The sequence below is a fragment of the Pseudomonas sp. NC02 genome (assembly GCF_002874965.1).
Lineage (GTDB): Bacteria > Pseudomonadota > Gammaproteobacteria > Pseudomonadales > Pseudomonadaceae > Aquipseudomonas.
In genome coordinates, this window is record NZ_CP025624.1 from 6644007 (window position 1) to 6659082 (window position 15076).

Here is a 15076-nt window from a genome sequence, read left to right on the forward strand (position 1 = left end):
TGGCATCCGAGCTAAAAATCGGATCCAAAAGGCCATTGTTTTGCCAGTAATGCAGCTTATAATGCCGCGCCTTCGTTATTTCGAAATGGCATTTCAGCTCCTCTTTTTATGAGGAATTGGCCGGATCGCAACGCCTTCCTGCCATTGGTGATTCGGCCCGACCAGCACATTCGGCCGATTACGTTCAGGGAAGAAGCTCTTCGATGGCATCTCGCGCCTTTACCTCGCTCGCGCTCGCGGCAGTGACCTTGCTGTCCGGTTGTTCGATGTTTCGCAGCTACGACACCGAGCTGCAAGCCACCAATCAGCAGTTGGCCACCGGCAACGTCGACGCCGCGCTGACGCTGCTTGAGAAGAACAACACCGGCGACGACAAGGACCTTCTCTACTACTTCGAAAAGGGTGAGTTGCTGCGCGCCAAGGGCGACCTGACCGGCAGCCAGGTCGCCTGGCGCAGCGCCGACCTGCAAGTCTACAAGTGGGAAGAGTCGGTCAAGTTCGACACCGACAAGTACCTCGCGCAGTTCGGCGCCTTCCTGGTCAATGACAAGGTCCGCCGCTACGAAGGCTACGACTACGAAAAGGTCATGCTGACCACGCAGATGGCCCTCAACCTGCTGGCGCTGAATGACTTCGACGGTGCCCGCACCGAGATCAAGAAGACCCACGAACGCGAAGCGGTGATTGCCGACCTGCGGGACAAGGAATACCTCAAGAGCGAAAACGAGGCCGAGCGCCAGGGCATCGCGACCCAGTTCAAGGACCTGCGCGGCTACCCGGTGGAGAGCCTCAACGCCCCTGAAGTGGTAGGCCTGAAGAACAGCTACCAGAGCGCTTTCAGCCACTACCTGGCCGGCTTCGTCTACGAAGCTCTGGGCGAAAAAGACCTGGCCGCACCGGGTTATCGCAAGGCCGCCGAACTGCGCCCCAACACACCGCTGCTGGAACAGGCCCTGCTCGACCTGGACAAATCCAAGGTCGGTGCGGACGAGACTGACGTGCTGATCGTGGTGCAAAGCGGCCTGGCGCCGGCCCGCGACTCGATTCGCCTGCCGTTGCCGATCCCCATCGACGGCCACCTGGTGATCACGCCACTGTCGTTCCCGGTGATCAAGCCCGACACCTCGACCGCGCCCTTCGCCCAGATCGGTGTCGACGGCTGGCAACAGAACCTCACTGCCCTCAACAGCACCACCGCCATGTCCCGCCGCGCCCTGCGGGATGACATGCCGGGGATCATCCTGCGCACCACCGTGCGCGCCGTCACTCGCGGCATCACCCAGAACAACCTGAACAAGACCAACCCGATGGCAGGCCTGGTACTCGGTATTGCCTCGGCCGTCACCGAAGGCGCCGACACCCGCACCTGGCGCACCCTGCCGGACATGACCCAGGTGACACGCCTGCGCCTCAAGCACGGCGAGCACCAGGTCAGCCTGCCCAACGCCCTGGGCGGCACGCTGGTGACGGTCAAGGCCGATCAGCGCTACCAGGTGATCACCCTGCGCGTGGTCGGCAACCAGGTCTTCGCCGGCGGTCTTGCAGCCCACGTGGTGCAGAACAATCCGCCCCAGGCCGTCGCCACTCTCAAACAACCTTAAGGAGCACGCTATGCGTCATTTCATCCTCGGCGCCCTGGCGCTGGTCCTGCTGGCCGGTTGCGCCACCCCGCCACCGCCGGAACCCGGAAGCGCCGCGAGCAAGATCGTGGTGATGGGCAAGTTCAAGGGCATCGCCGTCGGCGCCATCCGGGTCGCCCGGGAAAACGGTTTCCTGACCGCCAAGGTGCAGTTGAGCAACATCACCAGCAGCAACCAGATGATGTATTACCGCTTCGCCTGGCTGGGTGCCGACGGTTTCCCGGTGGGTGATGAAGAGACCTGGAAGGTGCTGAACCTCTACGCAAACCAGGCGACCTTCCTGCCGGCCATCGCCAACCTGCCCCAGGCTGCCGACTTCCGCCTTGAAGTGAAGACGCCTTGATCCACCCACTCATTCAGTTTCAGAGAGACATCCCCATGTTTGCACGCTTCTCGTTCCTCGCCGTGGTGGCCGTCCTGGCCAGCGGCTGCGCCAACACCTCGCCAGTCCTGGGCGGTAAAAACATCAGCTACGGCGACAGCAAGGCCGTGGAACTGGTGACCAACGAGTTCGGCTCCACCGACCTGCAGATGATCGCCGAAAGCATGACCCGCTCCCTGGCCCAGTCCGGCATCCTGCAAGGCCGCCCGGTGGTGCAGGTGTATGACGTGAAGAACAAGACCAGCGAGTACATCGATACCCGCGAGATCACCACGTCGATCAAGACCCAGCTGATGAAGACCGGCACCGCCCGCTTCGCTAGCGACAACACTGACATGCAAAGCCAGGTCGACCAGCTGAAGCTGCAGAACCAGAGCGGCTTGTACAAGAAGTCGACCGTCAGCAAGACCGGCAACATGGTCGCCGCCAAGTACCGCCTGGAAGGCTCCATCAGCTCCATCGTCAAGCGCAGCTCGGACTACAAGGACGTGTTCTACAAGTTCAGCCTGCAACTGGTCGACGTCGAAAGCGGCCTGGCCGAATGGATGGACGAAAAAGAAATCCGCAAGACCACGGAGCGCTAAGCAATGCGTGCATGGATCGGCATGATCGGCCTGCTGTGCGCCTTTGGCGCCTCGGCCGCACCGAAGATCGCGGTAACCGACCTGACCTACGAGGCTCGCGTGGAGGAGTACATCCACCAGGTCGCGGCCAGCAACAATTTCCAGGCCAGCGCCTACAACGCCAGCGGCGGCTCGAGCTACAGCGAGTATGAAAGCCGTACCAGCTACATCGAGCAGACCGAGCTGCGCAAGTTCAGCGGCGACATCAAGGGGGAAATCCTCAAGTCGCGGCAGTTCCAGCTGGTGCAGGGCACGCCTTACACCGCGGACGCCAAGGGCGATGTGTATGACGTGATCAAGCGGATCAAGGCCGGTAACTTCAAGGGTGCGGACTACGTGCTGTTCGGCACCTTGTCGGACATCGACTTCACCCAGGACATCAACGCGCTGGACCACACCAACAGCTACTCGGCGGTGCTGGGCCTGACGCTGGTGGCGGATTTCAGCCTGATCAACACCCGCACCTTTGAGATCACCTCGGCGTTTACCGCCATGGGCGAAGGCCAGGACACCAAGCTGGTGAACAACCGTGACGTGCGCGTGAGCCTGAACCGGCCTCGCGTGGTGCGGGAAGTGTCGAAGGCGTTGGGCGAGGATGTGGCGCGGCAGTTGGCCGAACAACTCGGCGGTGGTTATCAGGAAGCACCTGGACAGCCTGCATTGCGCAATAACCTGCCACGGGATGAAGCGCCGAAGATCCTGCGCTGAACGAAAATCCCGCTACCGACATAAAACCAATGTGGGAGCGGGCTTGCTCGCGAATGCGGTGGGTCAGTCAATACATCTGGTGACTGACACTGCGCATTCGCGAGCAAGCCCGCTCCCACATTTTTTGATCCGGTTTCGTCAGTTACGCCGTTGCGCGATGCAGACTTGCGAGAAAGCCCGCCGCACCAACAAACAACCCGGCAAACGTACGGTTCATGCGCTTCTGCTGCTTCGGTGTGCGCAACAGGCGCAACACTTTCGACGCCAGCCCGGTGTAGCCGGCCATCACGATCATGTCCACGCAGATCATGGTCGCGCCCAGGATCAGGTATTGGTTCAGCAGCGGCGCCTGCGGGTTCACGAACTGCGGCAGCACCGCCAGCATGAACACCAGGGCCTTGGGGTTGCTGGCGTTGACCAGGAACCCGCGGAACATCATCGCCATCGGCTTGCCGATCGGGCGAATCGCCGCGTCATCGCTCAGGTCGGTTGGCAGCGCGCGCCATTGCTTGATGGCCAGGTACACCAGGTACGCTACGCCAAACCATTTGATCGCATAGAACGCGGTGGAGGATGCGGCAAGAATCGCCCCCAGGCCACCGGCGACCACGGCAATCTGCATCGCCAGGCCCAATTGCAGGCCCAGGGCATTCCAGTAACCGCGCAGGAAACCGTATTGCAGGCCGCTGGACATCGACGCAATGGCACCGGCGCCAGGGGAAAGACTGATGATCCAACTGGCCAGGAAAAAGGCCAGCCATGTGTCGAGCGCCATTACACACCTCAGAGCTTAGTTTGCTGAATGTTTCTAAACTAACGCTGCCGGCCGAGAAATGGCTAGAAAAATTTTGGGGTGCGCCTTTGTGGCGAGGGGGCTTGCTGTGGCGAGGGAGCTTGCTCCCGCTGGAGTGCGTAGCGCTCCCGGCTTTTTTGGGGCTGCTACGCAGCCCAGCGGGAGCAAGCTCCCTCGCCACAGCAAGCTCCCTCGCCACGGCAGCTCCCTCGCCACAGGTTAAGGCAGCACGTCGCTGCCGCGCCAACGGCGCACCGAGCGCTGGAAGAACAGGCTGTTGGGCACTTGCACCATGACACTGCCGGTACCGGCCTCCTCCACTTCGATCAGCGTGGTGTAGAGCAGGTTGATCGCCACCACACGGCCTTTGACGCCGGGCTTGTCGACGGTGTCCACCAACTCGACCACATCGCCCAGGCGGAACGGCCCGACGGTGAAGATCAGGATGGCGCACAGCAGGTTGGACAACACCGACCACATGGCGAAGAACGCCACCGCGGCCACCGCCACAAAACCCGACAACGCCGTCCACAACACCGTGGCAGAGACGCCCAGGCGCTCCAGCACGAAGATCAGCGCGCTGCCCATGATCAGCCAGCGCAGGCCGCCGCGCAGCGGCATCAGCAACTGCGGCGGGAACGGATAACGTTCCCCCAGGCGGTTCAGGCATTTGGCGACGAAACGCTGGGCGAGATAGCCGGCCAGCAGGATCAGCAGAATCTGTACGGCCACCCAGATCGGCGCGATCCATTGGGCCGGCAGTTGCAGCGCTTCCATCAGGACAGCGCCTCCAGCTCCGCTTGCAAGGATTCCAGCAGTTCGAGGGCTTCCATCCAGGTCTCCTCCAACTGCGCTTCACGCACCTTGAGCTTGGCCTGTTCGGCCAGCAGGTCGCGCAATTCATCCTTGCGGGCCGGCTCGTAGACGGCGCTGTCACCCAGGCTGGTTTCGATCTTCGCCAGCTTCTCGTGGATCTTGCCCAATTCGGCTTCCAGCTTGTCCGCTTCACGCTTGTGCGGGGCCAGTTGCTGACGCAATGCAGCCGCGGCCTGGCGCTGGGCCTTCTTGTCGGTCTTGTCCGGGTTGACCGGCGTGTTGCTGACCGGCGCGTTGCGCAGGCGGTAGTCCGACAGCCAACGGGCATAGTCTTCCAGGTCGCCGTCGAATTCCTCGACCTTGCCGTCAGCCACCAGCAGGAAGTTATCGGTGGTGCTCTTGAGCAGGTGGCGATCGTGAGACACCACCAGTACCGCGCCGCTGAATTCCTGCAGGGCCATGGTCAACGCCAGGCGCATTTCCAGGTCGAGGTGGTTGGTCGGTTCGTCGAGCAGCAACAGGTTTGGCCGGTCCCAGGCGATCAGGGCCAGGGCCAGGCGGGCCTTTTCGCCACCGGAGAAATTCAGCACCGGCTCGTCGATGCGCGCACCACGGAAGTCGAAACCACCGAGGAAGTCCCGCAGGGTCTGTTCGCGTTCGGTCGGCGCCAGGCGCTGCAGGTGCAGCAGCGGGCTGGCCTTGGCGTCGAGGGAGTCCAGCTGGTGCTGGGCGAAGTAGCCCACCACCAGGTTCTCACCGCGCACCAGGCGGCCGGCCAAAGGCTGCAATTCGCCCGAGAGATTTTTGATCAAGGTCGACTTGCCCGCGCCGTTGGGGCCGAGCAGGCCGATCCGCGCGCCAGGGGTGAGCTGCAACTTGACCTTCTCGAGGATGGTCTTGTCGCCATAGCCCAGGCGGGCATCGGAAAGGTCCAGCAACGGGCTGGAGATTTTCACCGACTCGCGGAACACAAAGTCGAACGGTGAATCGACGTGGGCCGCCGACAGTTCTTCCATGCGCTCCAGGGCCTTGATCCGGCTCTGGGCCTGACGGGCCTTGGTGGCCTGGGCCTTGAACCGGGCGATGTAGCTTTCCATGTGCGCGCGCTGCGCCTGCTGCTTCTCGTAGGCCTGCTGTTGCTGGGCCAGGCGTTCGGCACGGGCGCGTTCGAAGGCGCTGTAGCCACCGCGGTACAGGGTGATTTTCTTCTGGTCGACGTGGGCAATGTTGTCCACCACGGCGTCGAGGAAATCCCGGTCGTGGGAAATCAGCAGCAAGGTGCCCGGGTAGCTTTTCAGGAAGTCTTCCAGCCACAGGATCGCATCGAGGTCCAGGTGGTTGGTCGGTTCATCGAGCAGCAACAGGTCCGAGGGGCACATCAGCGCCTGGGCCAGGTTCAGGCGCATGCGCCAGCCACCGGAGAAGTCGGCGACCGGGCGGTCCATCTGTTCGTTGGTAAAGCCAAGGCCGGCAAGCATCTTGCGCGCACGCGCGTCGGCGGTGTAGCCGTCGGCGCTGTCCAGTTCCGAGTGCAGGCGGGCCTGTGCGGCGCCGTCCTGGGCTTTCTCGGCCTCGGCGAGGTCGTGTTGCACCTGGCGCAGGCGCAGGTCGCCATCGAGCACGTAGTCGATCGCAATGCGGTCGAGGGTGTCGATCTCCTGGCGCATATGGGCGATGCGCCAGTCGGCCGGCAGCAGACAATCCCCGGAGTCGGGAGTCAGCTCACCCAGCAGCAAGGCGAACAACGTGGATTTGCCGGCGCCGTTGGCACCGATCAGGCCGGCTTTGTGACCGGCGTGCAGGGTCAGCTCGGCGTCTTCGAGAAGACGTTGCGGGCCACGCTGTAATGTTAGGCTTTGAAGTCGGATCATAATGGCGGCGGAGTCTACCAGCTTCGTTGGCCGCTGGCTTGGGTGTGAATATGTGCGCTGACCTGTGGAGCTTTGCCCTCTCGACCTACGCCCGCTCGGGCGTCGAGGACGCGTGCCTGCGCTTGCAGGCGCAAGGGGCTGATGTGTGCCTGGTGTTGTGCGGGTTGTGGCTGGAGCAGCGGGGTGTGGCGCCGGAAACGTCGCGCTTGCAGGCACTGCGGCAGATCGCCGGGCCGTGGCAGGCGGAGGTGGTCGAGCCGCTGCGGCAAGTACGCACGCAATGGCGGGCCATGGCGCAGCAGGATGCTGAGCTGGGAGCGTTACGGGAGCGGGTCAAGGCTTTGGAATTGGATGCAGAAAGGCTGCTGCTATCACGCCTGGAAGGTGTGGCGCAGCGTTGGCCGATGGCCGAGGTGAATCATCAAGCATGGGTTGAAGGACTGGCGGCCGAAGCCGCCAACCTTGACCACGACGCGCTGCATCAGCTGCGCGCCGCGGTTACCGGCACTTAGGAAGCGCTGGTTGGGGTGACGCTTGGCGCTGCCGGTGCAGGCGTGCTGCTGGCCGGAGCGGTTGGCGCTGTGGTGCTGGCAGCAGGTGCAGCCGGGGTCGCAGGCTTCGCAGCTGGAGTAGCTGGTTTGGCTGGTGCTGGCTTGGCGGCGGCAGGTTTAGCGGCTGGTTTGGCAGCAGCAGGTTTGGCGGCCGGCTTGGCAGCTGGTTTCGCAGCAGCAGGTTTAGCGGCCGGCTTCGCGGCTGGTTTTGCAGCAGCAGGTTTAGCGGCTGGCTTCGCAGCTGGTTTTGCAGCAGCAGTTTTAGCGGCTGGCTTGGCAGCTGGTTTTGCAGCAGCAGTTTTAGCGGCTGGCTTCGCAGCTGGTTTTGCAGCAGCAGTTTTAGCAGCTGGCTTCGCGGCAGGTTTTGCAGCAGCGGGTTTAGCGGCTGGCTTCGCAGCTGGTTTCGCAGCAGCGGTTTTAGCAGCTGGCTTCGCGGCTGGTTTTGCAGCAGCGGTTTTAGCAGCTGGCTTGGCGGCTGGTTTTGCAGCAGCGGTTTTAGCGGCTGGTTTGGCGGCTGGTTTTGCAGCAGCGGTTTTAGCGGCTGGCTTGGCAGCTGGTTTTGCAGCAGCGGTTTTAGCGGCTGGTTTGGCAGCTGGTTTTGCAGCAGCGGTTTTAGCAGCTGGCTTGGCAGCTGGTTTTGCAGCAGCAGTTTTAGCCGCTGGTTTGGCAGCCGATTTAGCCGGTGCTTTTGCCGCAGGCTTGGCCGCAGCTTTTGCAGGTGCCTTGGCAGCGACTGCCTTGCTGGCTGGTTTTTTCGCCGCGCTGGCTGCAACGGCCTTAGCCGGAGCACGGGTGCTCAGCACTTTGCCTACAGCTTCCTTCACACGACCAACACCCTGGGCCAATTTCAGGCTCTCGGAAGCATCACGCTTGAGTTGGGAAATGTAGGTGCGGGTTTCGGATTGACGATCCTTGAGGGCGTCGAGCAAGTCCTCAAGTTCTTTGACGGCGTCCTTGGCCTTGGCTTGTGCCTTGGCTTTGCCAGCGGTCGCTGCGCCTTGCAGTTTGGTGCGGGATTTGTGCAGTTTTTCCTGAGCTTTGCCGCGTTGTTTTTCAAGCTTGGCGAGCAACTTCTCAGCATCAGCCAAGGCTTGTGAACAGGCGCTTTCCAAATGTTCGAGCAGGCTGCCCGAAAGTTGTTGGAGCAAATGCAACGGGGTATTTACAGGCTTCTGTTTGGCCGACATGGTTTACCTCCTGGCTGACGTGGGTGCGGCTCATACTAGCCCTCTGCTCTTACCGCCGCTAGGGCATGTTGACAGTATCGATTGGCTTGCGTTGCACCGCACGAAAATTCTTATTGATATAACGAAAATCCACGCCACTTTTTAAGCATTCACACTGGCATAATCCATCGCACTTTCGGCTGGAGAACGCCCATGTCGCGTTACCTTTTTTTAGTGTTGAGCGTGGTGCTTTGCGTGGCCAACGCAAGCGAGAAATCCCCCTCCAAAGATGACCACGACCTGGCCTACAGCCTGGGTGCGAGCCTGGGTGAGCGCCTGCGCCAGGAGATGCCTGGGTTGCAGGTAGAGGCGCTGATCGACGGACTCAAACAGGCCTATCAAGGTAAGCCACTGGCCCTGGACGACACACGCATCGAACAGATCCTTGCCCAGCACGAAGCACAAAACGCGCCGGACAATCGAGCACCACAAAGTGAAAAGGCACTCGCTGCCGAGCAACAATTTTTAGCCAGTGAGAAATCCAAAAGTGGTGTGCGTGAATTGGCAGACGGCATCCTGCTGACCGAACTGACCCCTGGCAGCGGGAAGAAACCGGCGGCCGATGATCGCGTGCAAGTGAATTATGTTGGGCGGTTACCCGACGGGACCGTCTTCGACAAGAGCACACAACCTCAGTGGTTTCGCCTGGACAGTGTGATCAGTGGCTGGCGCAGTGCGTTGCAACAGATGCCGGTGGGCGCGAAGTGGCGCCTGGTGATTCCATCCGACCAAGCCTATGGCGCTGATGGCGCAGGCGAACTGATCCCGCCTTATACGCCGCTGGTATTCGAGATCGAATTGCTCAACGCGGGCGCCTGAGCCCAAACGAAAAACGGTGCGCAATGCGCACCGTTTTCTTGTGTCGGGGGGAGTCAGGCCTTAGCCGTCAACTCTTCCTTGTGAGCGTTGTGCAGCACTTCGATCAGGCAATCTTCCAGCTCGAAACGCTCGTGAAGCAAACCACCCAGTTCTTTGAATTTTTCTGCAACGCACTGGCCGGCATCACACAGGTCGTTGAACGCCAGCAGCTTCTCGGTGATGACATCGATACGCGGGTAAATCGTCTCCGCCAAATCGAGGCCACGTTGATCGTCGAAAGCCTCGGCCTCTCTGGTCAACTGCTCGTAGATACCGAAGTGCCCCGCCGATACGTAGTCCACCAATACGCCGCAGAATTCCTGCAACGGCTTGCGGTTCTCGCTGAGCGCTTCGGGCTTGGCACCGAGAGCATCAAAGGCCCGAACCAGTTCGTGACGCGCTTTCAACCAACCATCGATCAGTTTGTGCACCCCACCCCAGCGTTCCTGAGCATTCTGACAACGTTCCAGCATGATGATCTCTCTTCCCTATAGGGGCGCCGCACGCTGCCCGCGCAACACTTCAAGGTTAAAGCGGCAACCGGGCAAAGGTGCATCGAACAGTCTGTTTCAATAACGCGTGCGGGCCAGATTATGCCCGCACGACTATGTCATCAAGGTACGCAGGAGAGAAAGTTCATACAAGTGTTTAATCCCTTCCTACAACCTGCGGTTACCTGTCAGTGCCGTGCAAGGCCAAAACGCTGGCTCAGCAGCAACCGCGAGAACTGCGCGATGCCAAGGATCAGCATCGCCACGAAGAACAGCAGGCTCCACTCGGGAATACTCAAGTCGAACAGCGTCCAGTTGATTTCCACGCAGTCGACGGTGCCCTTGAAGATCAAGGCCAACGTCTCTCTCAGCGACAGGTTCTCGATCATGGATTGAAGGCCGGGCCAACAGGCAGGCAACTGTTCCGGCGGCGTATTTTGCAGCAGCACCTGGCGTACGGCGGTAATGGCGCCCAGCACTGCACACCCCATGCTCGCCGCCCAATACAGGTAGATCCCGGACCGCTTCGGCCCATGAATCGCTGCCACGAGATTGATCAGCGTGAAGGCAGCCACAAGAATTCGTTGCACCTGGCACAGGAAACAAGGCCGCAAAAGCGCGGCGTATTCCAGGTAAAAGGACGCGCCCAGCGTCAGCGCACCAGCCAGGAACGCCAGGAGGAACAGGGAGCGTGAGGGGGCCAAAGACATTGTTTATCCGCAACGCAAGAGATAGGTAGTTACGGTAGAGGAAAGACCTTACCCCTTTCAATACGCGCCAGAGCAGACGATTCCGCGAGAGCGTAGGGATATCCCGTCAGAAGGCGAGCGATTAAACGCGCGTCTACGTAGGAGTTTACTACAAGCCGTATTGACTACAGCTATTGGGCGTTATTGAAGGGTTGGCCACCAGACAATTCTGAGGCAACCCTTACTCTGTTTCCTACTTCAAACCCGTGCCGGTACCGGCAGCGGTGACGCCAGCAAACGCTTGTCCAGCAAGCCCAAGCCTTCCTGGAACAACTGGTTGCTGCGCTCGGTGTCGCCCAACTGCGCCAGCAGGCGTGCCAGCTCGGCGCAGGCCTCAGGGTTGCGCTGCACCTGCAGGCTGCTTTCAAGGTAATCCCGCGCCTTACCCCACAAGCTGTTTTGCAGGCACAGGCGCCCCAGGGTCAGCAGCAGGCTGGCATCGCCTGGATGGTCCTTGAGCCAGCCTTCGGCGAACTTCAACTGCTTCGCCGGATCGCTGCCACGCAGCAGCCCGTAGAGCCGGATCAGATGACTGTCGTACTCGCGCTTGAGGGCACCGCGCAGCACTTCTTCGGCCTTGGCGTCCGCGCCCAACTGGCGCAGTTGTTCGGCGTACGCCAGCACCAGTTGCGGCTCCTGGCGCTGGGCCGAAGTCAGTTGTTGCCAGGCCAGCTCCAGGGATTGCTGCCCGGCCTCGCCCTGCTCTTCGCGCTGGGCAGCCAGGGTCAGGTTCTCGCCCCAGGCGCGTCGCTCCAGGTCGGCCAACTCGGCAGGCGGCAACACCTTGTCCTTGCGCAACTCCGGCAATAGCCGGATTACCGAAGACCAGTCGCCACGCTGTTGATACAGCCGCTGCAGTTGGCGCAATACCTGGACGTTATGCGGATGACGCTCATGCATGGCCTGCAGGGTGACCAGGGCGCCATCGGTGTCACCGCGGTCCATCTGCAACTGCGCATGGCTCAAGGCTACCGCGAGTTCGGCCTGGGGCTGGCGCTCAAGCGCGCGTTCCAGCAGGCCATCCGCTTCCTCATAACGGCCCTGTTCGTTGGCCGCACGGGCGGCGCCGAGGTAGTAGAGCAATGGCTGGCGTTCGGCTTCGGCCGCACGGTGCAAGTGACGCTCGGCACTGGCCCAGCGCCCTTCGGCGAGGTCCATCTGGCCCTGCTCAATGGCAACCTGGACCCGACGGCTGCGGTTGCGCCGCGACCACGGATTGACCACGCCACCCGAGGTCAGCACCAGGCCCAGCAGCACCCTGGCCAAATAGATCACCAGGCCGATGGCAAACAACGCCACCAGCGTCGACCACAGCCCGGACTCGTAATGCAGCACATGGGGATAGGTAATCAGCACGTAGCCGGTATGTTTCGAAATGCCCACGGCCAGTGCCAGGGCGATCGCAATCGCCAGCACCAGGATCACATAGAAGCGCTTCATCGGCTTTACTCCTGGGTCGCCGGCTTGCCAGCGGAAGCCTTGGCTTCCTCGGCAGACAGGTGGCGACGGTCAAGGTAAGCCTGCACGGCAGCCAGGCTCGCGGCCAGGTCCGGCGTGACCACCGAGACGGCCTTGGGCTCAAGCTCGGCAATACGGGCCAGCATGGCTTTGCTTTGCGGGTTGTCTTGATTGAAGTTGTCCTGCAACACGCTGCGGGCCTCGCCCAGGGATCGGCTGTACACCGCCGGCTCGCCGTTGAGCGCCGCCCATTGCGCCTGCTCCAGCGCAAGGCTCAGGGCCAGGCGCACCTGGTTCAGGCCTTGCCCTGCCAGGAGCGGGCGAATGTTGTCATCAGGATTGAAGTCGATGCGGAAATACCGCGAGATCTGCGCCCACCACTGACTCCAACGGCTGTCCGTGTCGGTGGTCGGACGCCCATCATTGGCCCCTTCAGGGAGTTGGTATTCCGGCGCGATGGCCGCCAACTGCACGACCTGATCGCGCAATGCCGCCAGTTGCAGGTACAGCCCGGTACGGTCGGGCTGTTCGATATTGCGCAACGCGGCGAGGCTCTTGGCCAACTGCTCACGGGCGGCGTAGGAGCCAGGGTCACTTTGTTCGCGGAGGATTTCGTCAGCGCCCTGGACCAGTGCCTGGGCACTGTTGATGTCCTGCAAGGCGGAAAGACGCAGGCTGGCCAGGCGGATCAAGTGCTCGGCCTCGGCCAGGCGCCAGTCCTGGCGGCTGGCCCCCAGCACGGTTTCCAGGCGCTGGCTCAGGCGTTGTTGATCACCCTGCAATTGCGCCACCAGCCGGCGACGCTCTTCCAGCTCATCGGCGCCGGGCAGTTGCCCCAGACGGGCCGACAGCTGCTGCTGGCTCTGCTTGAGGCTCTGGGATTGGTCGTCCAGGGTTTGCACTTGGCCCAGCTGTTGCTGGCTGCTCGCCTGCAGTGCGCGGACCTGCCAGATCCCCCAGCCACCGGAGGCAACGCCGGCGGCGCCGAGCAACAAGGCCACGATGGCCAGGCCGTTGCCACGGCGCGGGGCGGTGGTGACCGGTGTCTCAACAGGCGCATCAAGCGCGGGCTGAGCTTCATCTTTAGGCAAGGCTGTTTCGCTCACGTATCCATCCTTTGCGTATTAGAGAGTGGGAACGGAAACACTCCGTAACGCCACTAACAAAGCCGCGGCACTGGCGCCACGACAATCCACAACTTCTTTCGCGCCAGCGGCACGCGCCATCTCGGCGACTCGCGGGCTGGGCACGAACAACGGCAGCTGTGCCACCTGGGGCCAATCTGTACCGGCCAGCGCTTGCAGGTGTAAAAAACCCTGCCCACTGCTGACCACCACGCCGTTCAAGCGTTCCACGTTTATGCGCTGGGTCAGCGTTGCACGGTCGTAGTCCGGCAGGAAACGGCGATACAACTCCAGATAGTCGACACTAGCACCTTGCTCGCGTAAACGCTCAGCCAGCAGCTCTCGCCCGCCCTCGCCCCGCAGGATCAGCACCCGGGCGCAGGGCTTCGAGATAGCCTCGCGCAAGGCGACCAGTTCAAGCAAGGCTTCACTGTCGTCGCCGTCCTGGGGATAACTGACATCAAGGCCATGCTCGGCCAACACCTGCGCCGTAGCAGCGCCGACACTGAACCACGGTAACGCCGGCGGTTGCGGCCAGTGTTGAGCCAACAACTGCAAGCCCAGGCGCGCGGCCGGCTTGCTCACCACGATCACCGCGCAATAGCGGTCCAGCTCGCGAAAAACAGTCTGTTGTTCAGGCGTGACAGGCAGCGCTTCAACCTCCAGCAACGGCAGGCTGCTGCTGAAAACACCTTCTTCGGATAACGTCGCCGCCAGGGCCGCCGACTCCTCGGCAGGCCGCGTCAGCAGCACACGCCATTGCATCACTGCGGCCCGGCCTCGCCGTACACCGCTTGCAGAATGGCACCGGCGCCTTTTTCCAGCAGTTCCTCGGCGACCTTGATACCCAGGCTGGTGGCCTCGCTTTGCGGCCCGCGAATCTCTGCGGTGAGCAACAACCCACCACTCGGGTCGCCCACCAGGCCACGCAGCCAGAGGTTCTCGCCCTCAAGCACGGCGTAACAGGCGATCGGTACCTGGCAGCCACCATTGAGGTGCTTGTTCAGGGCACGTTCGGCGGTGACGCGAATTTCGGTGTCCTGGTGATCCAGCGGCTTGAGCAGCGCATGAATTTCGCTGTCGGCGGTGCGGCATTCAATGCCCACAGCGCCCTGCCCGCCGGCCGGCAAGCTGTCTTCGACGCTGATGGCCGAGGTGATGCGGTCTTCAAAGCCCAAGCGGATCAAGCCGGCTGCCGCGAGAATGATCGCGTCATATTCACCGGCGTCGAGCTTGGCCAGGCGAGTATTGACGTTGCCCCGCAGGAAGCGGATTTGCAGGTCCGGGCGGCGGGTCAGCAACTGCGCCTGGCGACGCAGGCTGGAGGTGCCGACGACGCTGCCCAGCGGCAGCTCATCCAGGGAGGCATAGGTATTGGAAACGAAGGCGTCGCGGGGGTCTTCGCGCTCACAGATGCAAAACAGGCCCAGGCCCTCAGGGAAGTCCATGGGCACATCTTTCATCGAGTGCACGGCGATGTCGGCTTCGTTTTCCAGCAGCGCGGTTTCCAGCTCCTTGACGAACAGGCCCTTGCCGCCGATTTTCGACAATGGCGAATCAAGCAGCTTGTCGCCGCGACTGACCATGGGCACCAGGGACACCTTGAGGCCGGGATGGGCCTGCTCAAGACGTGCTTTGACGTACTCGGCCTGCCATAAGGCCAGGGCGCTTTTACGGGTGGCGATGCGGATTTCGCGAGAGGACATGGATCAATCCGTACTGAATAGATACGGCAGATAATAACAGCTCAGGCAAATGCGCTTTGATTTGAATCAGCAAGTGCGGG

General features: G+C 61.8%; 16 protein-coding genes. 6 read left to right on the forward strand and 10 right to left on the reverse strand.

Annotation, left to right across the window (positions count from 1 at the left end):
* The first annotated feature begins 203 nt into the window (after nt 1–203).
* From C0058_RS31370 to C0058_RS31385, 4 genes are read left to right on the forward strand one after another with little or no spacing between them, the layout of a single operon-like run.
* The gene (locus C0058_RS31370; RefSeq protein WP_102370144.1) at nt 204–1601 is read left to right on the forward strand and encodes a COG3014 family protein; all 1398 of its coding nucleotides are present in this window, start codon (nt 204–206) and stop codon (nt 1599–1601) included.
* A gap of 10 nt (nt 1602–1611) precedes the next feature.
* The gene (locus tag C0058_RS31375) at nt 1612–1983 is read left to right on the forward strand and encodes a YcfL family protein (RefSeq protein ID WP_008439304.1); all 372 of its coding nucleotides are present in this window, start codon (nt 1612–1614) and stop codon (nt 1981–1983) included.
* A gap of 35 nt (nt 1984–2018) precedes the next feature.
* Complete coding sequence (gene lpoB / locus C0058_RS31380) at nt 2019–2606, forward strand: penicillin-binding protein activator LpoB (RefSeq protein WP_003214026.1); 588 nt, start codon at nt 2019–2021, stop codon at nt 2604–2606.
* Nucleotides 2607–2609: 3 nt separating this feature from the next.
* Complete coding sequence (locus tag C0058_RS31385) at nt 2610–3353, forward strand: penicillin-binding protein activator LpoB (protein ID WP_102370145.1); 744 nt, start codon at nt 2610–2612, stop codon at nt 3351–3353.
* 142 nt (nt 3354–3495) lie between these two features.
* On the opposite strand, the gene C0058_RS31390 is transcribed toward C0058_RS31385, so the two are convergent.
* The 3 genes from C0058_RS31390 to C0058_RS31405 all read right to left on the reverse strand — a co-directional run bounded on the left by C0058_RS31390 (nt 3496) and on the right by C0058_RS31405 (nt 6833).
* Nucleotides 3496–4128: a LysE family transporter gene (locus tag C0058_RS31390; RefSeq protein WP_003208844.1), complete on the reverse strand. Its 633-nt coding sequence runs from the start codon at nt 4126–4128 to the stop codon at nt 3496–3498.
* A 237-nt stretch (nt 4129–4365) separates the two neighbouring features.
* Entirely contained in the window at nt 4366–4923 is a 558-nt protein-coding gene (locus C0058_RS31400; protein ID WP_102370147.1) for a mechanosensitive ion channel family protein, read from the reverse strand.
* Entirely contained in the window at nt 4923–6833 is a 1911-nt protein-coding gene (locus C0058_RS31405) for an ATP-binding cassette domain-containing protein (RefSeq protein ID WP_003208841.1), read from the reverse strand. Before C0058_RS31405 ends, C0058_RS31400 begins: the two co-directional genes overlap by 1 nt.
* A gap of 50 nt (nt 6834–6883) precedes the next feature.
* Here C0058_RS31405 and C0058_RS31410 point away from each other — a divergent pair, with 50 nt between their 5' ends.
* Nucleotides 6884–7345, forward strand: a complete 462-nt coding sequence (locus C0058_RS31410) for a TIGR02444 family protein (protein WP_087694898.1) — start codon at nt 6884–6886, stop codon at nt 7343–7345.
* Here the strand turns inward: C0058_RS31410 and C0058_RS31415 are convergent.
* Nucleotides 7342–8571 (reverse strand): AlgP family protein, encoded by a 1230-nt coding sequence (locus tag C0058_RS31415; protein ID WP_102370148.1) that lies wholly within the window; start codon nt 8569–8571, stop codon nt 7342–7344. The genes C0058_RS31410 and C0058_RS31415 overlap by 4 nt on opposite strands.
* A 192-nt stretch (nt 8572–8763) precedes the next feature.
* Here C0058_RS31415 and C0058_RS31420 point away from each other — a divergent pair, with 192 nt between their 5' ends.
* Complete coding sequence (locus tag C0058_RS31420) at nt 8764–9429, forward strand: FKBP-type peptidyl-prolyl cis-trans isomerase (protein WP_102370149.1); 666 nt, start codon at nt 8764–8766, stop codon at nt 9427–9429.
* 53 nt (nt 9430–9482) lie between these two features.
* Here the strand turns inward: C0058_RS31420 and C0058_RS31425 are convergent, their stop codons facing one another.
* From C0058_RS31425 to hemC, 6 genes are all read right to left on the reverse strand, one after another.
* Nucleotides 9483–9941, reverse strand: a complete 459-nt coding sequence (locus tag C0058_RS31425; protein ID WP_003208832.1) for an Rsd/AlgQ family anti-sigma factor — start codon at nt 9939–9941, stop codon at nt 9483–9485.
* A 206-nt stretch (nt 9942–10147) separates the two neighbouring features.
* On the reverse strand, nt 10148–10669 hold the full coding sequence (locus C0058_RS31430) for a disulfide bond formation protein B (protein ID WP_003208831.1): 522 nt from the start codon (nt 10667–10669) through the stop codon (nt 10148–10150).
* A gap of 237 nt (nt 10670–10906) precedes the next feature.
* Nucleotides 10907–12148 (reverse strand): heme biosynthesis protein HemY, encoded by a 1242-nt coding sequence (locus tag C0058_RS31435; protein ID WP_003208828.1) that lies wholly within the window; start codon nt 12146–12148, stop codon nt 10907–10909.
* A 5-nt stretch (nt 12149–12153) separates the two neighbouring features.
* The gene (locus tag C0058_RS33135) at nt 12154–13272 is read right to left on the reverse strand and encodes a uroporphyrinogen-III C-methyltransferase (protein WP_256579536.1); all 1119 of its coding nucleotides are present in this window, start codon (nt 13270–13272) and stop codon (nt 12154–12156) included.
* 18 nt (nt 13273–13290) lie between these two features.
* Complete coding sequence (locus C0058_RS33140; RefSeq protein WP_256579537.1) at nt 13291–14058, reverse strand: uroporphyrinogen-III synthase; 768 nt, start codon at nt 14056–14058, stop codon at nt 13291–13293.
* Entirely contained in the window at nt 14055–14996 is a 942-nt protein-coding gene (gene hemC / locus C0058_RS31445) for a hydroxymethylbilane synthase (RefSeq protein ID WP_008439333.1), read from the reverse strand. Before hemC ends, C0058_RS33140 begins: the two co-directional genes overlap by 4 nt.
* Between the last annotated feature and the right edge of the window lie 80 nt (nt 14997–15076).

Coding starts and splice junctions, on each gene's coding strand:
- C0058_RS31370 (WP_102370144.1), top strand. CDS start 204: ATGGCATCTCGCGCCTTTACCTCGCTCGCGCTCGCGGCAGTGACCTTG.
- C0058_RS31375 (WP_008439304.1), top strand. CDS start 1,612: ATGCGTCATTTCATCCTCGGCGCCCTGGCGCTGGTCCTGCTGGCCGGT.
- lpoB (WP_003214026.1), top strand. CDS start 2,019: ATGTTTGCACGCTTCTCGTTCCTCGCCGTGGTGGCCGTCCTGGCCAGC.
- C0058_RS31385 (WP_102370145.1), top strand. CDS start 2,610: ATGCGTGCATGGATCGGCATGATCGGCCTGCTGTGCGCCTTTGGCGCC.
- C0058_RS31390 (WP_003208844.1), bottom strand. CDS start 4,128: ATGGCGCTCGACACATGGCTGGCCTTTTTCCTGGCCAGTTGGATCATC.
- C0058_RS31400 (WP_102370147.1), bottom strand. CDS start 4,923: ATGGAAGCGCTGCAACTGCCGGCCCAATGGATCGCGCCGATCTGGGTG.
- C0058_RS31405 (WP_003208841.1), bottom strand. CDS start 6,833: ATGATCCGACTTCAAAGCCTAACATTACAGCGTGGCCCGCAACGTCTT.
- C0058_RS31410 (WP_087694898.1), top strand. CDS start 6,884: ATGTGCGCTGACCTGTGGAGCTTTGCCCTCTCGACCTACGCCCGCTCG.
- C0058_RS31415 (WP_102370148.1), bottom strand. CDS start 8,571: ATGTCGGCCAAACAGAAGCCTGTAAATACCCCGTTGCATTTGCTCCAA.
- C0058_RS31420 (WP_102370149.1), top strand. CDS start 8,764: ATGTCGCGTTACCTTTTTTTAGTGTTGAGCGTGGTGCTTTGCGTGGCC.
- C0058_RS31425 (WP_003208832.1), bottom strand. CDS start 9,941: ATGCTGGAACGTTGTCAGAATGCTCAGGAACGCTGGGGTGGGGTGCAC.
- C0058_RS31430 (WP_003208831.1), bottom strand. CDS start 10,669: ATGTCTTTGGCCCCCTCACGCTCCCTGTTCCTCCTGGCGTTCCTGGCT.
- C0058_RS31435 (WP_003208828.1), bottom strand. CDS start 12,148: ATGAAGCGCTTCTATGTGATCCTGGTGCTGGCGATTGCGATCGCCCTG.
- hemC (WP_008439333.1), bottom strand. CDS start 14,996: ATGTCCTCTCGCGAAATCCGCATCGCCACCCGTAAAAGCGCCCTGGCC.